Origin of the sequence: Synechococcus sp. WH 5701, from assembly GCF_000153045.1 — a bacterium.
Lineage (GTDB): Bacteria > Cyanobacteriota > Cyanobacteriia > PCC-6307 > Cyanobiaceae > Regnicoccus_A > Regnicoccus_A antarcticus.
Map to the genome: position 1 here is coordinate 708,940 of NZ_CH724159.1, position 16,674 is coordinate 725,613.

Genomic DNA, 16,674 nt, shown 5'->3' on the forward strand with positions numbered 1-16,674 from the left:
GGCTCACGGAGGTTGGTGGGTCATCGCGGCTCAGCGGCGTACCTCAAACCAGTCGTGACCCCCGAGTGGAATCACGCTCTCGCTGACGCTGCTCACCTGGGCGGCGGCAGGTCCCGATTCACACCAGATCCTGAGCTGCTCCAGCTTCTGGCTGCATCCCTCCGCCTCCAGCTCCACCCGGCCGTCGGAGCGGTTCCTCACCCAGCCCCCCAGGCCAAGGGCCTGGGCCCGCTGGCAGCAGGCCTGCCGGTAGCCCACCCCCTGCACCCGGCCATTCACGATGAGGCGCCAACGCTCCACGGAGGCGCCGCCACCGCTGTGTCCGCGGGGGTCTCCGCAGTTTCGGCGAAGGGAGTCGCCAGGGCGGCCGCGTCGCGCAGGCGCCGGCAGATCGCCGAACATCCAGCCCAGTGGAGGTGCAGCCAGCTTGCGTGCAGTGTCGGTGTCGTCCATCCTTCCAGCCTCGGTGCCCAACCCCAGCCTTCAAGCTGCCACAGCCGTTCGCTGCCGTCCACGACTGTGTCGTTCAGTTCCCAGCGGTGAAATTCATGGCCGACGAGCGCCTCACCCCGGCGGGTCACGAGACCGTCGGCGAAGGGGGTGGCCTGGCGATAGCCCAGTTGCAATGAGCCGCGCCGGGCGCTGAACGGCAACAGGCCGGCCATGGCATGGGCCTCACCCAGGGGATCCTCCAGCTGCTGGCCAAGCAGCAGCAGGCCGCCGCACTCGGCGTAGATCGGCAGGGCGGCGGCGGCGGCGCGCCTCAGGTCGCTCTGGCTGCGCTGGCTGGCGGCCAGCTCGGCGGCGTGCAGCTCGGGGTAGCCCCCCGGCAGAATCACCGCCCGACAATCCCGGGGCAGGGGTTGATCGGCCAGGGGCTGCCAGGGCAGGGGGGTCAGCCCAAGAGCCGTGAGCAGCTCCGTGGCCTCCGGGTAGCGGAAGTGGAAGGCGGCGTCGCCGGCGATCGCGACCGGCAGGTCCCCTCTGCTGCCGCCGCACTCCAGGTCTGCTGGGGTCTGGGCGGAGCGCTCCAGGCACCAGCGGATCGGATCGCGGGTCCTCCCCTCGCAGATCGTCAGGGGCGGCGGTGGCGCCAGCAGGGGGAGCAGGCGCTCCAGATCCAGGTTGCGCTCTGCCAGGGCGGCCCACTCCTCGCTTCTGGCCTGGAAACCCTGCAATTCATCGGGAGGCAGCAGTCCGAGGTGACGGGAGGGCAGGCTCAGGTCGGGGTGGCGTGGCAACACCCCGAGCAGGGGCATAGCGATCGAGGCGAGGGCCTCGCTCAGCAGAGCCCGGTGGCGCTCGGTGCTGACGCCGTTGAGCACCACCCCGGCCAGCTCCAGCCCCGGCTGGTGATCGCGGAAACCCCGCACCAGGGCCGCCAGCGAGCCCGCCTGCCGGCTGGCCTCCACCACCAGCACCACCGGCAGCCCGAGCAGGGTGGCCACCTCCGCGGAGCTGCCGTCGGCGCTCGGCCCCCGGCCATCGAAGAGGCCCATCACCCCCTCCACCAGGCAGTGGTCAGCCTGGCCGCCCCACCAGTGGAACGCCCGCTGCAGCCACTCCTCGCCGCAGAGCAGGCGGTCGAGGTTGCGGCAGGGCCGCCCGCTCACCCGCCCGAGCAGCTGGGGGTCGAGGTAATCCGGACCGACCTTGAAGACCTGAACGCTGGCCCCGCTGCGGCGCAGCAGAGAGCTGATGGCGAGGCTGAGCAGGGTCTTGCCACTGCCGCTGCAGGGGGCGGCGATCAGGCAGGCCATGGCATCGTGCCCCCAGGCCGTCAGGCGTCGGGCAGCAGTTTGGCAGCCAGGGGGGCCGCGGCGGCCAGCAGGGGATTGGTGGAGTCGTGGCCTCCCCCGAGGAGCCGGGCCATCTCCCATTCATCGGTGGCGTGGCCCATGGGAACCACTTCTTCGGCCAGCTCCATCCGGGCCATGCCCCCGGCTTCGAGGCGCATGCAGCCTCCGGATTCCGAGCAGAGGATCACGCAGAGGGCCTGGCGGCCGGGTGGTTCGCAGATCAGGCGCAGACCCACCACGCTGCCTGGGTGGCTGCTGGGCACACCCACGGGGACGGGGGTGAGATGGAACTGGACGGTGACCCCATCGTTGCGCTCGAATTCGGCGCGGATCTCCTCGTCGGCGGCGGCGCGGCTCTCCACCCAGTGCCAGCCCAGGCGATCGGCAAGCCAGGCGGCCAGCAGCAACCCCTGCACCGGATGGGTTCCTTCCACATCGATGTCGAGCTGCACCACGTGATTGAGAGCATCGCGACGGCCGGGGGGATCGAAGACCATGGCCAGCGATTCCCGCCAGGCGCGCTGCCGCAGCCAGTTGAGGTCGTTCACGGGCTGACCGCTGCCCACGCGGCTCTCCAGCAGGTCCAGGCAACGGCGCGGGGTGCCGAGGGCCGTGTCGATCACCAGGCGACGGCCCGGTGCGCCGAGGGCCTCCAGCAGTTCTGGAGCCTCGTCCAGGGAGCCGTTCCACCACACCCAGCAGGGCAGATCATTGGGTACGAGCGGCTTCAGTAGCTGCAGACCCTGCTGCAGCGCACCGAAATCTCCCCTCAGCACCACCACGTCGCCGCAGGCGGCAGTGGTGCCTTCCCCTGGCAGGGGGCAGTAGGCCGCCACCAGGGTTTCCAGGGGTTGACCGTGGTCGAGGGTGGGAGCCAGGGTGATCAGACGGCGTGGCTGGTAGGCGCTGATCGCCGCATCGATGTACTGCCCGCGCAGATCTTCGATGGCATGGTCGCCGCTCTGCTGACCCAGGGCCCAGGCGAGCTTGGGTGAGAGGGGGGAGATGCTCAGGGGCAGGTCACAGGCGGGCACGGCCTCCCGTGCGGCCTCCAGCAGTTCGCTGCGCACCACTCCGGTGACCGGGCCGTCGAGGCGGCCGGTGCGTACCAGATGCTGCTCCACCCAGGCCGGTTGCCACACCAGCAGGGTGAACGTGGAAGCCCCGCTGGAGGATTCGAGGTCCTGGCTCCAGAGCTTCTCGAGGTAGTCGGTGAGCTCAGGCGGTGGCAGGGCTACGGGGGCCTGAAGTGTGAGCTGAGGGGACATGGGGTTGGAGCGTCAGGGGAGGGGCGATGCCCGGGGCGGAGATCGGAGTGGTGGTCGCTTCAGGGACGGCGCCACATCAGGCCATCGCGGCCCAGGAGGTTGTCGGCGGCGGCGGGGCCCCAGGTGCGGGCTTCGTAGGGGTGGACGGGCAGCTGCCAGGGGCTGTCCTCGATCAGCTCCAGCAACGGGGTGTACAGCCGCCAGGCGGCCTCCACCTCATCTCCGCGGGTGAAGAGAGTGGGATCCCCCAGCATGGCGTCGGCGAGCAGGCGCACGTAGCCCTCGTCGGACGGTTCCCCGAAGGATTCGTCGTAGGAGAAGTGCATGTCGACCGGACGGCTGCGCATCCCCGACCCCGGGGACTTCACTTCGAAGCGGAAACCGGCCCCTTCATCGGGCTGGATGCGCAGGATCAGCTGGTTGGCGGTGGGACTGCCGCCGGCGGCGTCGAACAGGTGCACCGGGGCCTCGCGGAAGGTGAGCACCACCTCGCTCATGCGCTTGGGCAGGCGTTTGCCGGTACGCAGATAGAAGGGCACGCCCTGCCAGCGCCAGTTGTCGATGAACAGCTTCATGGCTACATAGGTTTCCGTGGTGCTGTTGGGATTCACACCGGGTTCCTGGCGGTAACCGGCCAGGGGGCTGCTGGCGGTGCCACCGGGGCCGTACTGGCCGCGGACACAGCAGTTCCAGGGTTCCAGCTCATCGGCCAGCCGCGCCGATTGCAGCACCTTGGCCTTCTCATTGCGGATCGCCTCCGGATCGAAGTGCCCCGGGGCTTCCATCGTGGTGAGGGCCAGCATCTGGGTGAGGTGGTTCTGCACCATGTCCCGCAGGGCGCCGGAGCTTTCGTAGTAACCCGCCCGCTCCTCCACACCCACGGTTTCTGCCGCGGTGATCTCGACGCTGGCGATGTAGTTCCGGTTCCAGATCGGTTCGAAAATCGTGTTGGCGAAGCGGAGAACGAGGATGTTCTGAACCGTTTCCTTGCCGAGGTAGTGATCGATGCGGAAGACCTGGCTCTCCTTGGCGCTGGCCTGCACGATCCGGTTGAGCTCCTGGGCACTGCCGTAGTCTCGGCCGAAGGGCTTTTCGATCACCACCCGGCTGCGCTCGGGGTCGTTCAGCAGCCCGGCCGCGGCAAGGGCGCTGCAGCCACTGCCGTAGAACTTGGGCGACACCGAGAGGTAGAAGGTGCGGTTGCTGCGCGTGGCCCGCTGGCAGTCGATCACCTCGAGCCGCTGGGCCAGTCGCACCAGGTGCTCGGGTTGCTGCAGATCCACCGGCTCGTAGAACAGGCTGGAGGCGAATTGCTCCCAGGCCCCACGGTGCTCATTGACCAGGTCGCCGAGGCCTTCAGCCATGTGGCCCCGGAAGTCCTCATCGCTCCACGGGCGCCGGGCACAGCCCAGCACGGCGAACTCGGTGGGGAGCCGCCGTTGACGGAAGAGCTCGAAGAGTGCAGGCACCAGCTTGCGGTGGGTGAGATCTCCGCTTGCTCCGAAAATCACCAGGCACTGGGGCGAAACCACGCGCTCCTGGCGCAGTCCGACCCTCAGAGGATTGGTGAGCGTGACGGTCATGGAGTTGCGGCTGATGACACTGGTTTACCCACGAAAGCGGGGAACACCCAGCAAAGGGCATGGGAGGGTCCCCTCTGTGCTGATTTCGGCAAAAAAAAGCCCGCCATGGAGGCGGGCTGAAGCGGAATGGAACAGGCCCAGGCCTGGGACCTCTGCTCAGTAGGTTTCCACGTGCCAGCGATCAGCTTTCTTGAGCTGGGGACGAAGTTCGGACCAGTTGAGGCCCTTGCTTTCGGCGGCCTTGCTCATGGCTTCATCGATGCCGGGCTCCATACCCCGCAGGCCACACATGTACACGTGGGTTTTCGAATCTTCGATCATGGTGAAGATCTCATCGCCGTGCTCGGCAACACGGTCTTGGATGTACATCCGGCCGCCGCTGGGATTCTGCTGTTCACGGCTGATCGCCTTGGTGTAGCGGAAGTTGTCGGGGAATTCGGCCAGGTAGCCCTGTAAATCCTCCTCATAGAGAAGGTTCGGGGTGGTGGGCACACCCATGATCAGCCACGCCTTGCCCCGGAACTGATAGCCGGGGTTCTTGGCCCGCTCGCCTGGATCGAACATGCGGCGCAGATAGGCCCGCATCGGCGCGATCCCGGTGCCGGTGGCCAGCATGATCACATTGGCGTCCTCGTCGGGGGGAAGCAGCATTTCCTTGCCCACCGGGCCGGTGATCTTCACCTTGGCGCCAGGTTCAATGTCGCAGAGGAAGGTGGAGCAGACCCCGTTGATGGTCTCCCCGTCCTTCTCGTACTGGAGCTGACGCACGCACAGAGAGACGGTCTTATCTTCGAGGTTGTCACCATGGCGGGTGCTGGCAATCGAATAGAGGCGGAGCTTGTGGGGCTTGCCGTTGGCATCAACGCCGTCGGGAATGATGCCGATGCTCTGACCTTCCACGTAGTGAAGGTTGCCCTCGGAGAGATCGAAGGTGATGTGATTGACGCGGCCAATCGCCCCTTCCGATAGCAGGGAATAGTTTCCGAGCACGGTGCCGACGTAGGGATCCTTCGGCTTGTAGAGATTGACGGGAGGGGCTTCGTGCTTGACGGGGGTGGTCACGGGAGCAGGGGCGGCGTTGGCAGCGGTCGGGGCGGGCGCGGGAGTGGGGGCGGCCGAGGCCTGGTCAGCTGGGGTGACCGAGAGAAGGCGTCCACCCTGTTGATTGATCATGCGCAGGGTGGTCTGCATCTGAGAGAGAGGGATGCTGAAGCAACGCTCGGCCGTGCGCGTGCCAGCCGCTTTGAGGCCCTGCACCACAAGGGTGAACATGCGGGCATCGGACTGACGAAGCGCTGCGGTCGAGATGCGCATGAACCCTCAAACTCCGGAAAACCGGGCCGATCATAGGCAATGTCTACGCTCTGCCCTCCCATGACCGTGGGCCTTTCCGCACCGGCAACCGATTGTTGCGGTTAGGTTTGGTCGCAGCTGGTTTGATCCGGCTTGCCACGAATCCGGCGTTTCCCCTCACTTGGCGCAACTTTCGGTTCTGACGACCCCTTCCATCCAGGGCCTGCTCAGCAGCCAGGACGCCTGTTCACTGGACACGATCCAGCAGGACATGGAGCGACTGCCTCAGGGAGCGCGCCGCCTGGCAGTTCAGCTGCGTCTCGAGCTTCCCCCCCAGCAGATCTGGGCCGTGCTCACCGATTACGAGAACCTCAGCCGCTTCATCCCCAACCTCTCCATCTCCCGCCTGCTCTGGCGCCGGGGGAGCACCGTGGGCCTCGAGCAGGTGGGCTGTCAGCAGTTCTGCGGCCTGCGCTTCAGTGCCCGCGTCGAGCTGGAGCTGCGGGAGCATCACGACGACGGCCTGCTCAGCTTCAGCATGCGCCAGGGAGATTTCCGTCGTTTTGAGGGGGCCTGGCAGGTCAGCGGCGAACCCGGTGGGTCCCGGCTGCTCTACGAGCTCACCGTGCAGGGGCGCCAGGGTATGCCGATCGGGCTGATTGAGCAGCGGCTGCGCGAAGACCTGGCCGCCAACCTGCGCGCCGTGCAACGGGAAGCTCTGCGCCGCGCCAGCCAGGCCTGAGCGCAGAAGGCCAGGGTTCATTCACTGGATCCTCTGCAGGCACTCAAAGGCCGGGTCGATCGCCCCATTCAGCCGATACTTGATCCCTGTCATGCCTCTAGGGTGAGGGCCTAATCAAAATAAATATGCAATTAATTTCAAAATTACCGTTTTGAATAAATTATTGTGAGAATCATTTACTCGATATTGATTTTGCAACTATTTGATATTGTGATTTTAAAGAGAGGCTATCAGGATCAGGCAATCCCGGAAAATCTGGCTAGTTAGGTCTGGCTGTACGGGTATGACTTGCTCAAGCTTTAAGTGGCGAAACTTGGCGTTCTTGTGGTTGGTCGTGATACCCCCAAGGGGATTCGAACCCCTGTCGCCTCCGTGAAAGGGAGGTGTCCTAGGCCTCTAGACGATGGGGGCGAGGCCACGGAATAGGAACGTTTTCAGGCGCCGCTTCCGATCCTTGGACGCTACGGGTCGGAGTGTCCCTTCGTCAAGGCGAAGCCTGGCTTGGGGAGTTCTGCCCAGACCACACCGGAACGGTGAAGTGGAAGCAGGCTCCTTCACCGGGCTCGGAGACCACCCAGATTCGTCCACCATGCACTTCAACGATGCGGCGACAGACGGAGAGGCCCACCCCAAAGCCAGAGGTGGTTCCCGAGGTCTGAGGAAGCCGTACCCGCTCCAGGAAGATCCGCTCCTGCTCGCCGCGGGGAATTCCCGGACCTGTATCGCAGACACTCACCTGCACCCATTGGCTGGTGCGGTGCAACAGCGAGAGGGTCACCTCGCCACTATCCGGGGTGTATTTCAACGCGTTCTCCAGCAGGTTCAGAAGCACCTGGCGCATGCGCCGCTGATCGGCGAACACATCCGGCAGGTCGGCGGGGATGTCGGTGATCAGGCGCAGCGTCCGCCCCACCCACAATTTCTCCAGCTCCAGGATCGCCTCCGCGGCCACCGGCGCCAGGTCCAGCCGCTGGGGGTTGAAGAGCGCTTCCCAACGGGTGGTGCCCACCTCCAGCAGATCTTTGGAGAGATGCTCGATGTCGTCGAGGCGGCGGTCGAGCACATCCCGGCAGCGGGTGTTGTTGATGTGCCCGAGCTGCAGGCTCTGCAAGGCCAGCTTGGCGGCGGTGAGGGGGGTGCGCAGTTCATGGGCCACCATGCGCAGCAGCCGCTCCTGCACCCTCAGGCGCTCGATCAGGGTTTCGTTCTCCTGACGCAGCACCAGCACCTGATCTTCCAGCTGCAGTTCCCGTTGGGAGCGGCTGCCATCCATTTCGGCGGGCCGCAGGCTCATGCCCAGATCGCTGACCATCTCCAGCTGCTGCCAGCGCGGAAGCCAGCCCTTCAGCTGATCCAGCACCGCATTCCCCGCCAGCACCTGGCGAGGGGGTGGCTCCAGTTTCACCAGGGCCGGGGTGGCCACCAGCCGGTGAAGCTCCAGCAGCTCAGGGCGCAGGGCCGGATTCGCCAGCTCCAGGGCCACATCGAAACCGCAGTCACAGGTTTCGAGGTAGTTGAGCACCCCACCCAGATCTGCGGAAGCGAGATGGTGCGGGGCCGCCACCAGCAGCAGCTTGAGCGCCCGTCTCCTGGCCGGTAGGGGCCCGGGAGCAGTCGTGCCGGGGTCGGTTTTCCCCGCTTCAGGCACCTTGGCGGCAGGCGAGATCGTGGGCATCACCCTATGGCGTCGAACGCTGGGCCGAGAGCTGGCTATGACGTGACTGTGAACCGTCCCACTGAAAGCCTCCCTCCCCCCATGACCCCATCCACGGAACGGGTGCCGCTGGATCCGTCAGGGCCGTCGCAGCGGGACCCCCAGGGAAGCCGCATCCAGCTGGACAGCAACCTGCGCCGCTGGTTCTCGCGCAACCTCGGCCTCTGGCGCTCACGACGCCTCTATTTTTTCCGTGGCGAGGATGAGCCTTTGCGCCTCGACCTCCTGCTGCGGATCGAAACGTACGAGCAGCCGGTGGAGGGAGAGGCGGCCTACCGCTTCAGCTGGACGCCCGAGCAGGATTTCGGCTTCTATGCCCGCAAGCCCCAGTACCAGCGTGAGGGCAGCCTTGAGGCCTACCTCTGCGGTCACCAGCTGCGGCGCAGCCGTGGGTCTCTCGCGGACCATCCGATGCGCTCACAGATCCGCCAGGTGGATGAGCACCAACTGATCTTCGAGTCGCAGCACCAGGACTGGGACATCGAGCAGCACATCCGCCTGATCGATCGGGACCGCCTCAGGGCCTGTTCGATTTTCTCCTGGCGGGACGGCGAGCTTGGTGTCACTGAGACGCATCATGAGATCCGTCTGGAGGGCCCCGGGGATCCGCTCCCTGCGGATTGAAGTTCGAGCCCCTGTGCATCAGCATGGGGCCTGATGAACACGCTCTCCTTGCGCCTCACGCACTGCCTCCACCGACTCCTGTTGCTGGCTGCCGCACTGATCATTCCCGCCGTTGCAGGCGCCGCCCCCGCTCAGGCGGCACCCGCGAGCGAAAGCGAGATGTCGCTCTACACCAGAATTGCTTCTGTCAATGTCTGCATTGCCCGTGGCGCCGGAGTCGAGTTCGACAAGGCCGCGAGCATTGCCGGTGAAACGATCGCCCAGCTGATCAAGGGCCAGCACGACGGTCAGATCAAGCAGGTGGGAACCAAAGCCCTCACCATCGAGGAGCTGCGACGCGGTTCGGTGAACTCCGCGGTGATCGGTGCCGTTGAGCTCTGTCCCAAGGAGGTGCCGCCGGATGTGGTCAAGAAGGTGAATGACGCCCTCAAGCAACAGGGCGGTAAGTAACCCCAGAGGCCAGCACCGCTGGCCTGCAGCGGACGCATCCGGACACATCCGGCCCCACCTGCAGTTGCAGTTCAGGCGGCCCTGGTGGCTTTGCTGATGGCATCCCTTCGGGGCTGTCCTCCAGCTTGATCACCATGACCGTCTTCATCCGCCGGCTTCCCCTGCTGCTCGCCGCCGGGGCCTGTGGCCTTGCCGCCTTGCTGCCCGCCGCCGCCTCCGCCCAGGAGGCGTACCGGGGCTATCAGGGCTACCGGCTGCCAACGGATCGCTACCCGGTGTCAAGAAACGCCGGTTATGCCGTGACTCCGGCCCGCAACTGGCCGCCTGCTCCCTATCAGGACTACAGCAGCCAGGTTCCCAGCGGCAGCAGCCCTTACGGCCAGCCGGCGCCCACCACCTGGGAGGAAGCCCAGGCCCTGCAGCAGCGCTGCTCGATCGGTCGGCTGGTGGGCGGAGTCATCGGCGGTGGCCTCGGCTATGCCGCCTCGCGCGATGACGGCCGCACCTGGGCGGTGCCCCTGGGGGCCCTGCTCGGATCCCAGGTGGGCTGCAACGCCGGCCAGGGCCGTGGACCCCTGCCCTGGTGAGCGGGGCGCCAGGATCAGGGGGCCTTCTCCCCCTGGCCTGATGAGCGTCGTGCGGCTGGCCGACTACCGGCCCTTCCCCTACCGGCTTGAGCGCACTGACCTGACGGTGCGCCTTCTCGGTGAAGAGGCCCTGGTGGAGTCCACCCTGCTGTTTGTGCCCCTTGCCGCAGACGGCGATGGCAGCGAACCGCTGGTGCTGCGTGGTGAAGGTTTGGAGCTGCTTTCCCTCAGCCTCGATGGCCGGCCCCTGGCGCTCGACGAGATCCGGCGCGACGGCGATGCCTACATCCTCACGAGCACGCCCGCGCAGCCGTTTCGCCTGACGAGCGAAGTGCGCCTGCACCCCCGTGCCAACACCAGCCTCGAGGGTCTCTATGCCAGCGGCGGCATGGTGACCACCCAGTGTGAAGCGGAGGGGTTCCGCCGCATCACCCTCCATCCCGATCGCCCCGACGTGCTCAGCCTGTTCCGGGTGCGTATCGAGGCTGAGCGAGGCCCCTACCCCGTTCTTCTCTCCAACGGCAACTGCATCGAGCAGGGCTTGCTGCCAGCCCTGGCCGGTGAGGAGGAGCGTCACTTTGTGGTCTGGGACGATCCCTTCCCCAAGCCCTCCTACCTGTTCGCCCTGGTGGCCGGGGTGCTCGAGGAGGTCCGCGACACGTTCACCACGGCCAGTGGCCGCATGGTGCAGCTGCGCCTGCATGTGGAGCCTGGCGATGCGCCGTACACGGCCCATGCCATGCGCTCACTGCAGCGCTCGATGGCCTGGGATGAGAGCGTCTATGGGCTGGAGTACGACCTCGATGAGTACAACATCGTGGCCGTGCGCCATTTCAACATGGGCGCGATGGAGAACAAGAGCCTCAACATCTTCAATTCCAAGTTGGTGCTCGCCGATGCCGCCACGGCCACCGATGCCGAACTGGAGCGGATCGAGAGCGTGATCGCCCATGAGTATTTCCATAACTGGACGGGCAACCGCATCACCTGCCGCGACTGGTTCCAGCTTTCCCTCAAGGAGGGGCTCACCGTGTTCAGGGATCAGAGCTTCACGGCGGATCTGCATGCACCGGCGCTGAAGCGGATCGAGGATGTGGCGATGCTGCGCAACACCCAGTTCCGCGAAGATGCCGGCCCTACCGCCCACCCGGTGCAGCCGGATCACTACCAGGCGATTGACAACTTCTATACCACCACGATTTATGAGAAGGGTGCCGAGGTGATTCGTATGCTGCACACCCTTCTCGGCCCGCACACCTTCATGCGTGGCATGGCCATCTACGTGCAGCGCCATGACGGCACTGCCGCCACCTGTGATGACTTTGTGCAGGCGATGCAGGATGCCGCCGCGACGGCCAGTGATGCCGGTAAGGCTGGAGTCAGCGACTTCAGTTTCGAGCAGTTCCGCCGCTGGTATCACCAGGCGGGAACGCCACGGCTGAACCTGCAGCGCCACTGGGCTGAGGATCAGGGCCGCCTGTCGCTGACCATCCGCCAGCACACCCCGGCCACCCCTGGCCAGGCTGACAAGCAGCCGTTGGTGATCCCCCTGGCACTTGGCGCGGTGGACCAGGCTGGTGAGCCCCTGCTGCTGCAACGCTCAGGTGAAACCAGCTCCACCGCCGAGGCCGCCAGCCTCGAGCACACCTGGGGACCGCTCACGCGGCTGCTGGTGATCGATCAAGCCGAGCAGACCGTGGTGTTCGAGGGCTTCGAGCCCCACAGTCACCCGCCGGCCCTGTCCTTGCTGCGCCGCTTCTCTGCTCCTGTGCAGCTGGAGTTCGAGCGCACGCACGCCGAACTGCTGCATCTGCTCAGCAGCGATGGCGAGCCGGTGGCCCGTTGGGATGCCGGCCAGGAGCTGCTTCGGCAGGTTGTGCTCCGCCGCGCCGGAGGAGTTGCGGATGAGGCCCTCGAGGATGGGCTGGTGGCCGCCTTCGAGCGGATCCTGCTGGAGGGAACCCTCAGCGACGGCAACCGCTGCGCCCTGTTGACTCTGCCGGGGCTGGCCGAACTCGAAGCGGCCAGCGCTCAGCCGGATCCCCCGGCGCTGTACGTGGCGAACAGGGCCCTGCAGACCCGCTTCGGCGAAGCCCTGGCTGAACCCCTGGCTGATTGCCTCGAGCGCTGCCGTCCCCAGTGGGGCCTGCCGTGGCCCGAGGGGGTCGGCGATCGCCAGCTCACAGGACTGGTCTGGGCCTGGCGCGCCGCTGCTGGCGATGGGGCAGTGATGGCTGAAGCAGCCGCCGCGGTGGACGGACCCTCGATGACCCTGGCGCGGGCCGGGTTGCGGGCGTTGCAGCCTCTTGCGGGCAGCGAGCGGGAGCGGGCGATGGCTTCCTTCTACGAGCGCTGGCAGGAGAAGCCGGTGATCCTCGATGCCTGGTTCAGCCTGGAGGCCTCCGCCCCCTTCCCCGATGGGCTCGAGCGGGTGGAGGCACTGCTGGCTCATCCCCGCTACGACCCGGCGGCTCCGAACTCTGTGCGGGCGGTACTTGGTGGCCTGGTGGCCAACACACCGGTGTTTCATGCCGCTGATGGCAGCGGCTACCGCTTCATGGCCGATCAGATCGCCCGGCTCGACCAGCGCAATCCGATCACCGCCTCACGGATGGCCAAGGTGTTCAGCCGCTGGCAGAGCTATGCCCCCGAGCGGGGCGAGCGGATGCGGGAGGCGATGGAGCAGCTCTCGGCCACCGGGCTCTCGGCCAACACCCGGGAGGTGCTGGATCAGAGCCTGGGGCGGGAGCTGCGGGGATAGGGATCCGGGTAGAGGGCCCCGTGCAGGCGCTGGAAGGAGGAGCGGCGCTCCCTCGCTCCTTCAGGCCCCCCATAGGCGCCCCAGAGCCCTTCCCAATAGAAATAGATCACCCCGAGGCCACGCTTGGCCACCTGATCCACCTTTTTCCCCAGTACCGCTGAGGAGGTGGTGCGGCCCCCGAAGCCCGCCAGCACTCCGATCTGTACAGGCATGCCCCAGCGCCGGGCCTTCACCAGCGCCGCCTGGTCGAGGTCCTTGGTGAACCCGGCCACGGAGTAGGCGTAGTTCTGCACCACCAGTTCGTCCACCAGCTGGCCCAGGGCCCAGATCTCCCAGTCCTGCAGCCAGTGGTTGTAGGCGAAACGGAACGGCCCGGGGGAGTGGCTGATCACCGCGCCGCTGCGCTCCTTCTGCATCGTGGCTCTCAGGTCCCGCAGCAAACCAGTGAGCTTCTGGCGCCGCCAGGTCATCCACTCCCGGTTGTTGTAGTCGCGGGGGGGCTCACGGCCCTTCTCCCCGCGGAACAGGGTGCGGGTGTAGGCGTCATAGCCCAGCTCCACGGGCCAGGCGAAGTGATCATCGAGCTGGATCCCGTCAACCCCGCAGCGCTGCACGATTTCACCGATCAGCCCGATCACCCGCTCACGCACGCCGGGATGGGCCGGATTGAGCCAGACCCGCAGATCCTTGAGGGGGGAGGTCTTGAGGTTGGCCCCATGCATGGCGTAGAGGGTGGAGCCGTCGCTGCGCTGCAGCACCCATTCGGGATGGCGGCGCACCACTTCGGCATCGGCCGGCTCCATCAGGCCGTACTCGAACCAGGGGATCACCTTCATGCCCCGCCGCTGGCCGGCCTTGGTGATGCGGCAGATGGGATCGAGGGAGGCATTCACCTGCTTCAGCTTCGGCTCGATCGGCGCGTAACGGCTGCGATGGAACGTGTAACCACGGCTCCAGACGTTGGGATAGAGGGTGTTGAAGCCAGCGGCGTCGAGTTCGGCGACGGCCTTCTCGATCAGGTTGGCGTCGTAATAGAGGGGGCTGGGGCTGTTGGTGAGCCAGACCCCGACCCGCTGGCTGGCAGCGAGGGCCGGCAAGGCTCCCAGAACCTGCAGGGAGGAGGTGAGCAGCACGGTGGCCAGGGCCGGCAGGGCCCTTTTCAGTCGGACCCGGCGGGGCAGTGGCCCGCTCAGGCCAGGGGGAGTGGGGCGCGGCAACAGGTGTCGGAACAGGATGGGGGGCGTCGGCGAGGGGACAGGAGCTGGCGGTATGGCTCAGCGGAACATCGAGCTCACGGAGCTTTCTTCGTGGATGCGCCAGATGGCTTCGCCGAGCATTTTGGCCACGGACAGCACTTTCAGCTGGGGGAAGCTGCGTTCGTCGCTGATCGGGATGCTGTTGGTGACCAGCACTTCCTCCAGCAGTCCCGGCTCCGAGAGGCGCTCGATGGCAGGGGGGGAAAAGACCGCATGGGTGGCACAGGCCAGCACCCGGCGGGCCCCCTCGCGCCGCAGCAGGCGCGCCCCCTGACAGATCGTGCCGCCGGTATCGATCATGTCGTCAATCAGGACCGCCGTCTTGCCGGCCACATCGCCGATCACCGTGAGACTTTCGGCCACGTTGTGATCTGAGCGCCGCTTGTCGATGATCGCCAGGGGGGCATCGTGCATGCGTTTGGCGAAGGCCCGCGCCCGGGCCACACCGCCCACATCGGGGGAGACCACCACCATTTCGCCCAGGTCGCGGGCGGAGAGGTAGTCGACCAGAACCGGAGAGCCGTAGATGTGGTCGCAGGGAATGTCGAAATATCCCTGGATCTGCGACGAGTGCAGGTCCATCGCCAGCACCCGGTCGACACCCGACTGGGCCAGCAGGTTGGCCACCAGCTTGGCGGTGATCGATTCCCGTCCGGCGGTCTTGCGGTCGGCCCGGGCGTAGCCGTAGTAGGGGATCACGGCGGTGATCTGGCGGGCGGAGGCCCGGCGGCAGGCGTCCACCATGATCAGCAGCTCCATCAGGTGATCGTTCACCGGAGCGCAGGTGGGCTGGATCAGGAAGACGTCGCAGCCGCGGATCGATTCCTGGATCTGAATGTAGAGCTCGCCGTCGGCGAAGCGCTTGATCACCCGCGGACCATCCGGCACGCCCAGGTAGCTGGCGATCTCGTGGGCCAGGGCGGGGTTGGAGGTGCCGCTGAACAGCCGCAGACGGCGGGTGTCATGGGGCTTGCTGTCCTGCTCCACCCGTTCAGCAGTCAAGAAACTGGTCACGGCGGGCGTGAGCAAGCAGGGCTGGAGCCTGATCGTAGAAGCCTCCCGGCCCGGTGAGGGCAAACAATGATGAAGGCAGCGGGTTCAACCCCCAACCCCACGGCTTCAATCCCGCCGCTGCGCCTGGTGCTGGTGGGTGCCGCCGCGGCCGATGCCGCTGCTGGCGTGGAGGACGCCGCCAGCAGGCTGGCGGCCTTGATCGGGGTGAGCGCCCTGCCTCCGTTGGTGGCGGTCAGCACGGATGGTTCGGACGTGGCGGTGGATCTGTTGATGGCTGAGCTGAGCGGCCGCGGCGGCTCCTGGTTGGTGCCGTTGCCCCAGGATCCCGGGCGCCTTCAGCCCTGGGGTGGGCGCTGGTCGGAGCTACTGGGGGCCTGGCGCCAGCCGACCGTCCTGCTGATCGAGGCTCCCCAGGCGGATGCAGGCCTGCCCGCGGCCTGCACGGCCCTGCTCCAGTGCTGCGGGGTGCCCCTGCTGGGTCTGATCCAGTGGGGTGGACTCTTCGATCGGGAGGCCCGCCGCCGTGATGGACTCCCCTGGCTGGGGGTGCTGGCTCAGGGCGATTCTGCTGACGCTGACGCGGATCTCGCGTTGTGCCTGAGGCGGCGCTGGAGCCAGATCGCCGCCGAGGCGAACTAGCTGCTCAAGGCTTTGCCGGCCACAGGGGAGTGGGGGCCTTGGCGCTGATCTGGCGCAGGGTCTGATCCGGCTTGGCCGGTGGTTCCAGCGGAATCTGGCTGTAGCGCACCGGCTTCTCCTGGCGCAGGCCGGCCGTGACCAGGCTCAGGGCCTCCCCCTGGCTGAGGTTGGTGTCGAGCTGGGAGGTGAGCCGCTGCCAGCGCTCCGGCAACTGGGCCCATTGGTCCGGACGGATGAGTTCGCTCACCAGCAGAGCGATCACCTTCTGTTGCCGCTCCCGGCGGCCGGCCTCCCCCTGCTCCTTGTTTCGGTATCGCACCAGTTGCTCCACCTGGGCACCCTTGAGCCGCTGCAGACCCCCCTGGAGATCGATGCTGTACGCCTGGCTCTTGTCCCTGTAGCTCAGGGGCTGATCCAGGTTCACCTCCAGCCCACCCAGGCCATCCACCAGCTCCCTCAGGGCCGAGCGCGGCAGCACCACGTAGCGCTCGGGCTGGCCGGGATCGAGTCCCACCAGCTCCGCCACGGCGCCTGCACTCAGGGCAGCCCCCCCCTGTTTGTAGAGGGATCCCAGCGGCTGCACAGTCTTTTGTCCGGGCAGTTTCACCGCCAGTTCGGTGGGGATGGCGAGGATTTGCAGGGGGCCGGCGGGGTCCACGCGCAGCAGCATCAGGGTGTCGCTGTTGGCGGCACCGGCCGGAGCCGCGCCATTGCTGGCGGCGGCCAGGCGATCGGCGTCGCTGCCGATCAGCAGCACCGTGATCGGCCTCGAAGGGGGACTGGCCAGGGGGGCGGCTTCGCCGTTCTGCTCCTCGTTGCTCAACCCCTGATCCTGCGGCGGCCAGAGCCGGTCGATCAGGCCCACCGAGGCCACCAGCCCCAGGGCACCCAGGCCCAACCCCGCCAGCAGCGTCCATGGCCCATTTCGCCGTGGCCGGGCTGGG

Annotated in this window: 15 protein-coding genes and 1 tRNA gene; 6 read left to right on the plus strand and 10 right to left on the minus strand. The window is 66.7% G+C overall.

Annotation, left to right across the window (positions count from 1 at the left end):
* Positions 1-30 precede the first annotated feature (30 nt).
* The 5 genes from WH5701_RS04505 to WH5701_RS04525 all read right to left on the minus strand — a co-directional run bounded on the left by WH5701_RS04505 (position 31) and on the right by WH5701_RS04525 (position 5,964).
* Positions 31-300, minus strand: a complete 270-nt coding sequence (locus tag WH5701_RS04505; protein WP_006170821.1) for an acylphosphatase — start codon at positions 298-300, stop codon at positions 31-33.
* Positions 276-1,760 carry a cobyrinate a,c-diamide synthase gene (locus WH5701_RS04510; RefSeq protein WP_006170823.1) on the minus strand — a complete coding sequence of 495 codons (1,485 nt, stop codon included), beginning with the start codon at positions 1,758-1,760 and terminating at the stop codon, positions 276-278. The genes WH5701_RS04505 and WH5701_RS04510 overlap by 25 nt, the downstream gene beginning before the upstream one ends.
* A gap of 20 nt (positions 1,761-1,780) precedes the next feature.
* Positions 1,781-3,067: a glucose-6-phosphate dehydrogenase assembly protein OpcA gene (locus tag WH5701_RS04515; RefSeq protein ID WP_006170825.1), complete on the minus strand. Its 1,287-nt coding sequence runs from the start codon at positions 3,065-3,067 to the stop codon at positions 1,781-1,783.
* 59 nt (positions 3,068-3,126) lie between these two features.
* The gene (zwf, locus tag WH5701_RS04520; protein WP_006170827.1) at positions 3,127-4,650 is read right to left on the minus strand and encodes a glucose-6-phosphate dehydrogenase; all 1,524 of its coding nucleotides are present in this window, start codon (positions 4,648-4,650) and stop codon (positions 3,127-3,129) included.
* Between the two features lie 156 nt (positions 4,651-4,806).
* Positions 4,807-5,964: a phycobilisome linker polypeptide gene (locus WH5701_RS04525; protein ID WP_006170829.1), complete on the minus strand. Its 1,158-nt coding sequence runs from the start codon at positions 5,962-5,964 to the stop codon at positions 4,807-4,809.
* A 160-nt stretch (positions 5,965-6,124) separates the two neighbouring features.
* Between WH5701_RS04525 and WH5701_RS04530 the strand changes: the two genes are divergently transcribed.
* A complete protein-coding gene (locus WH5701_RS04530) occupies positions 6,125-6,685 on the plus strand; it encodes an SRPBCC family protein (RefSeq protein WP_006170830.1) in 561 nt (186 codons plus the stop codon).
* 338 nt (positions 6,686-7,023) lie between these two features.
* On the opposite strand, the gene WH5701_RS04535 is transcribed toward WH5701_RS04530, so the two are convergent.
* Positions 7,024-7,096, minus strand: a tRNA-Glu gene (locus WH5701_RS04535).
* 73 nt (positions 7,097-7,169) lie between these two features.
* On the minus strand, positions 7,170-8,360 hold the full coding sequence (locus tag WH5701_RS04540; RefSeq protein WP_083781818.1) for a histidine kinase: 1,191 nt from the start codon (positions 8,358-8,360) through the stop codon (positions 7,170-7,172).
* Positions 8,361-8,441: 81 nt separating this feature from the next.
* On the opposite strand from WH5701_RS04540, the gene WH5701_RS04545 reads away from it, so the two are divergent.
* The 4 genes from WH5701_RS04545 (at position 8,442) to pepN (ending at position 12,821) form a co-directional block, all read left to right on the plus strand.
* Positions 8,442-9,023, plus strand: coding sequence for a hypothetical protein (locus WH5701_RS04545; protein WP_050751377.1), 582 nt, complete (start codon positions 8,442-8,444; stop codon positions 9,021-9,023).
* Between the two features lie 33 nt (positions 9,024-9,056).
* A complete protein-coding gene (locus WH5701_RS04550; RefSeq protein WP_006170833.1) occupies positions 9,057-9,473 on the plus strand; it encodes a hypothetical protein in 417 nt (138 codons plus the stop codon).
* Between the two features lie 134 nt (positions 9,474-9,607).
* On the plus strand, positions 9,608-10,060 hold the full coding sequence (locus tag WH5701_RS04555; protein ID WP_006170834.1) for a glycine zipper 2TM domain-containing protein: 453 nt from the start codon (positions 9,608-9,610) through the stop codon (positions 10,058-10,060).
* Positions 10,061-10,100: 40 nt separating this feature from the next.
* On the plus strand, positions 10,101-12,821 hold the full coding sequence (gene pepN, locus WH5701_RS04560) for an aminopeptidase N (protein ID WP_006170835.1): 2,721 nt from the start codon (positions 10,101-10,103) through the stop codon (positions 12,819-12,821).
* Here pepN and WH5701_RS04565 read toward each other — a convergent pair.
* A complete protein-coding gene (locus tag WH5701_RS04565) occupies positions 12,791-14,038 on the minus strand; it encodes a glycoside hydrolase family 10 protein (RefSeq protein WP_006170836.1) in 1,248 nt (415 codons plus the stop codon). The genes pepN and WH5701_RS04565 overlap by 31 nt on opposite strands.
* Positions 14,039-14,095: 57 nt before the next feature.
* Entirely contained in the window at positions 14,096-15,091 is a 996-nt protein-coding gene (locus WH5701_RS04570) for a ribose-phosphate pyrophosphokinase (protein WP_037979608.1), read from the minus strand.
* Between the two features lie 69 nt (positions 15,092-15,160).
* Between WH5701_RS04570 and WH5701_RS15665 the strand changes: the two genes are divergently transcribed.
* Complete coding sequence (locus WH5701_RS15665; RefSeq protein ID WP_156776547.1) at positions 15,161-15,730, plus strand: hypothetical protein; 570 nt, start codon at positions 15,161-15,163, stop codon at positions 15,728-15,730.
* A 4-nt stretch (positions 15,731-15,734) separates the two neighbouring features.
* Here WH5701_RS15665 and WH5701_RS04580 read toward each other — a convergent pair whose 3' ends face one another.
* The gene (locus tag WH5701_RS04580; protein WP_006170841.1) at positions 15,735-16,628 is read right to left on the minus strand and encodes a transcriptional regulator LytR; all 894 of its coding nucleotides are present in this window, start codon (positions 16,626-16,628) and stop codon (positions 15,735-15,737) included.
* Between the last annotated feature and the right edge of the window lie 46 nt (positions 16,629-16,674).